A 4,438-nucleotide genomic window follows, 5' to 3' on the forward strand; every position below is an offset into this window, starting at 1 on the left:
GTCTGCGACGTCTATGGCGCTCTGATCGAGCGTCGGCCCTACCGAGCGCCGATGGCTGGTGAAAAAGCCTACGCCATCCTCGACGGGATGACCGGTCGCCTGGACGGCGATCTCGTGCGCGCGTTCCAGCCCATAGCCGCGGTGTTCGATCCGTCTCCATGGAAGACGGCGAATGGTCAAACACTTATCCCACGTCCTCAGCAGGTACCTCCTTGCCAAGACCACGAAGTGTCTACATCGCGCTAAGGGCTTCGTAATTGATTTGCGGCTGACTGCGTCGGGATGTTCAAACCGCGCAGGCTCGAGGTGGCGCACGTTGTAGCTAGCTCCCGAGGGCACGTCGATGGCTCATGGTCCAGGCCATCCCTGGCTCGATGGCTGGCCCTTGCCAACTGCCTAACCGTCACCGGCTTGATCTGCGTGGCCGCCATTCTGCTCTGGCAGATGCGTACAGATGCGGAGCGCCGCAGCCAGTTAGTAGCAAACAGCCTCGTACAGGTGCTCGGCCGCGATATCGCGCGCAACATCGAACTCTATGACCTATCACTACAGGCCGTTGTAGAAAACATCGGTCGTCCCGGTGTCGTGGAAGCTACACCCGAGCTTCGCCGGATGATCCTGTTCGACCGTGCCGCATCCGCGCCTGGCTTCGCCTTCCTGTTGCTTCTCGACATGCGCGGCACCATCGTCTCCGGCTCGAGCCCATCGGTACCGAAGGGGCTGGACCGGTCTGATACCGAATATTTCCGTCACTTCACCGCCCATCCAGATGACGATGATCTGCACATCAGCCCGCCCGCTGTCTCGCGGGTGAGTGGTCAGCCGATGATCATGCTTTCCCGCCGCTTGTCGAACTCCGACGGTTCGTTCGCTGGTGTCGTGGTCGGCGGCATCAAGATCGACTACCTGCGCAGCCTGTTCGCCTCAGTCGGTGCCGAGCATGCTGGGACCGTCACGCTCTTCGGACCTCAGGGCGTCGTCCTGATGCGCGAGCCGTTTGAGCAGAGCGTGATCGGCGCGAGCGTGGCCGATGCCCCGAGCTACCGCCGCATGATCGCGATGCGCGAAGGCAGCTTCGTCGGTCCGGCGATGTTTGGGGAAGGCGAACGTCGGCTCACCTTCGCGCGGCTCGGCACGGGCCCCCTCACCCTCAGCATCGCCGTGGCATCGTCGACAATCTACGGCGAGTGGTGGCATCAGGCACTCAGCTTGGGCTTTATACTGCTCAGTCTCTGCGGCGTCACGGCTGGGCTGACTTGGTTGCTGCGTAGAGAACTGGGCCGACGCGAGCAGACCGAGGCGAAGCTGGTCGCAGCCAACGCCAGCCTCGCAGCACAGGCGACCACCGATGCCCTAACTGGCCTCGGCAACCGGCGGCGCTTCGATGAGGCGCTCGCACAGGAATGGGACCGTGCAGTGCGGGGCCAGCGGCCGGTGGCATTGATCCTGATCGATGCGGATTGCTTCAAGGGCTTCAACGACAGCTATGGTCATCAGCGCGGCGACGAAGCGCTCCGACTGATCGCTGGCTCGATCCGAGCAGCGGCCAATCGCGCGAGCGATACGGCTTGTCGCATCGGCGGCGAGGAGTTCGGGGTCATCCTGCCTGAGGTCGACACCGCGGGTGCGATCGTCGTGGCCGAGCGGATCCGGGCGGCGGTAATGGGTTGGGGGATGCCCCACGCATCTGGGCCGCATACAGTTCTCACGGTGAGTTGTGGCGTAGCCAGCGTTCCTGAGGTCTTAGCGCCCAACGCGGCTGCACTCGTCGCGGAGGCAGATGCGGCGCTGTACGTGGGCAAAGGCGCGGGTCGGAACCAGGTTCGTGCTGCCGAACCGGACGAGACAGATCTGCGCCTTGTGATCTGAGCGCCCAAATACATTGCGGACCCTTCGGCTCAGGGCTGTCGCGGTCGTTAACGGTTGCGCAATGTAATATGGATCAGGTTGCAACCCTACGTCGTGGCTAAGCACCTCCCGATCCAGACCCAATAGGATCACTATGACCGTGCACCACGCTCGGGCTCGCAGGCCACGCGCGGCTGCTTCCTGCAGCACATCCGTGCTGCACCAATTAAGCCTCGACATAAGAGCCGCCTTCCAACCCATCGAGGATCTGCGCACAGGCGAGATCGTCGGCTACGAGGCGCTCGCGCGGCTCATGCGCGGCGACCAGCTCCTTCCGCCGGCGGACTTCCTGTCCAGCCTACCGCAGGACGCCCTCGCCGAACTGTTTCGCACGATGCTCGGGCAAGCGGTCTCGCTGCGGCAGAGCTTGGGAGGTGATGGCTCAGGCCCCTACGTCAGCGTCAACGTCGAGGTGCCGCTGGTGCTCGCGGATGGGTTCGTCGATCTTCTGCGCGACGTACTCGATCAGCACGCCTTCAGCCCGGATGGCGCAGTGGTGCTGGAACTGTTGGAAGGCCATGCGACCTCGGACTTCGCTCGAATGTCAGAGCGCCTGCAGGCCATCCGTGCACTCGGCATCCGCATCGCACTCGACGATATCGGCAGCGCCTACTCGTCCCTGATCAATCTGCGCGACCTGCCCGTCGACATCATGAAGCTCGACCAGTCGTTTGCGCGCGGGCTCCGACAGAAGCCCCGAGACCTGCACTTCGTGCTCAGCCTGCAGAGCCTAGCTCACAGCATCGGCAAGCGGCTTATCGTCGAGGGCGTGGAGACAGCCGAGATCCGCGACGCTTTGCGCGTACTTGGGGTCGATCTCGGGCAAGGCTACGGGATCGCACGGCCGATGCCTGGAGCGGCTATCGCATCATGGATGGCGGCACGGCCGACGGTGGGCATGGAGATGGACCGGACGCCGACGTCGATGCTGGGCGCCTATGCAGGCCACCTGCGCGTGGTGGAGGCGTGTCGGACCCTGATGGGTCAGCCTCTACCGGTGGCTTGGAAGGAAGCATCGAAGGATCCGCATGCCTGCAGCATCGGGGTGTTCTTCGACAAGCACGGCCTGCATGACACCGCGTTCGGGTGCGCGCACAAGCGCTTTCATGAGGTCATGGCGCTGTACGAGACTGATCCGGCTGCCTGGCACGATGGAGCCGAGGGGTTTCGGAAGGAGATGGAACGGGCACTGGCGGATCCCTCGCAACGTTTCCGCTGCGACGCCGTCGCCGCGTAAGCCAGAGCGTCACAACGGTTTAGGCAACGCCATTCCCGATCAGCGGCTGACCCCTGACCCCCGTACTCTTTCGTTACTTCGTATCCGCGGCTGACAGGGACGCTCGGGCGGCCTTCTCTTGCTGGCTTTTCGATCAGGGCTTGTGCCTTGCCCTGTGCGTCCAATTCGGGCCGACGTCGTGCCGCCGCGAGCCATTTGGCCCCCGATCATGCTTCCCGTCTCCAAGAAAGTATTTATTCCACCAGATGCGACAATTTCACCGATCTATGCGGTCGGAAGCCGCATTTACTTGTGAGATTTCGTATGAAAACTATTTTTACGGGGGCATAAAATATCCGAAAGATCGATTTGATGACCGAAGAATTTCACAATCCAGGCTTGAATTTGGCCGAGCTTACCGGCGAAATCGTCTCTGCCTACGTCACGAAGAATTCAGTCCCCGCAGTCGAGCTTCCGAAGCTGATTAAGAGCATCCACGAGGCTCTCAATACGCTCAAGCCGGGCGGCTCAGTGCCGGTGTCCGAGTTCGATATCGAGAAGCCGAGCACAGCCCAAATCCACAAATCGATCCGAGACGATGGGATCGTCAGCTTCCTCGACGGACGGTCCTATAAGACCCTGAAACGCCACCTCACCGCGCACGGGCTAACGCCGGAGCGCTACCGGCTCCAGTACGGTCTGTCGCCCGATTACCCGATGGTGGCCCCAAGCTACGCTGCCCGGCGCTCGGCGCTCGCCAAAGCGATCGGCCTCGGCCGGCCGGGGGCGATGGCTTAGAGCGCACCGAAGAAGAGCCTTCGGGCGGCTTGATCCAACGATCGAGTGCAGGCGGTCCCAGCGGCCTTCGTACAGGATCCGTTAACCACCCCGCGCCGTCATACCCTCAGCGATCGGCTCCGGCCGCGCGCCGGGAGAGCAGCACCGGGGCCTGATACCCCCTTGGCCTCGGTGCGGTTCCGCCGGTGCAGTCGCGATGATCGGACGCGATTGCGGCCAAGCTTGAGCCCGGCTAGAGGCGCTGCCTCGGGGTGGCGTGGGAGCAGGAATGAGCGATGTCGGGGCCGCTCTCCTACTGGCGCTGGCGGCCGAGAATGCCTAGCTGCGCGATCAACCTGCCTCGGCCCAGGCGACGCTCGCGGAGAGCGTACTCCACGCGCGCAACATGAACGCCCCTGTCGAGGCCATGACGACCGGACCGGGAGCGTTGCGCGAGGCGGCCGCGCGTGTGCGGTACGACCGGTCGCGGACGTGCCTCTACCGGATACCGCCCAACCGCTGTGAGGGCTTTTCGTT

Annotated in this window: 4 protein-coding genes; 3 read left to right on the top strand and 1 reads right to left on the bottom strand. The window is 63.3% G+C overall.

The window, feature by feature from the left end; genetic code table 11:
* The coding region (locus tag MKK75_RS35980) for a hypothetical protein (RefSeq protein WP_313901819.1) at positions 1-180 on the bottom strand (180 nt) is incomplete at its 3' end.
* Between the two features lie 240 nt (positions 181-420).
* On the opposite strand from MKK75_RS35980, the gene MKK75_RS00030 reads away from it, so the two are divergent.
* The 3 genes from MKK75_RS00030 to MKK75_RS00040 all read left to right on the top strand — a co-directional run bounded on the left by MKK75_RS00030 (position 421) and on the right by MKK75_RS00040 (position 3,922).
* A complete protein-coding gene (locus tag MKK75_RS00030; protein WP_244040606.1) occupies positions 421-1,869 on the top strand; it encodes a sensor domain-containing diguanylate cyclase in 1,449 nt (482 codons plus the stop codon).
* A 193-nt stretch (positions 1,870-2,062) separates the two neighbouring features.
* Positions 2,063-3,145, top strand: a complete 1,083-nt coding sequence (locus MKK75_RS00035; RefSeq protein ID WP_244001248.1) for an EAL domain-containing protein — start codon at positions 2,063-2,065, stop codon at positions 3,143-3,145.
* 351 nt (positions 3,146-3,496) lie between these two features.
* The gene (locus MKK75_RS00040; protein ID WP_244040607.1) at positions 3,497-3,922 is read left to right on the top strand and encodes a MucR family transcriptional regulator; all 426 of its coding nucleotides are present in this window, start codon (positions 3,497-3,499) and stop codon (positions 3,920-3,922) included.
* Positions 3,923-4,438: the final 516 nt, after the last annotated feature.

The sequence above is a fragment of the Methylobacterium sp. J-030 genome (genome assembly GCF_022829545.1).
Classification (GTDB): Bacteria; Pseudomonadota; Alphaproteobacteria; order Rhizobiales; family Beijerinckiaceae; genus Methylobacterium.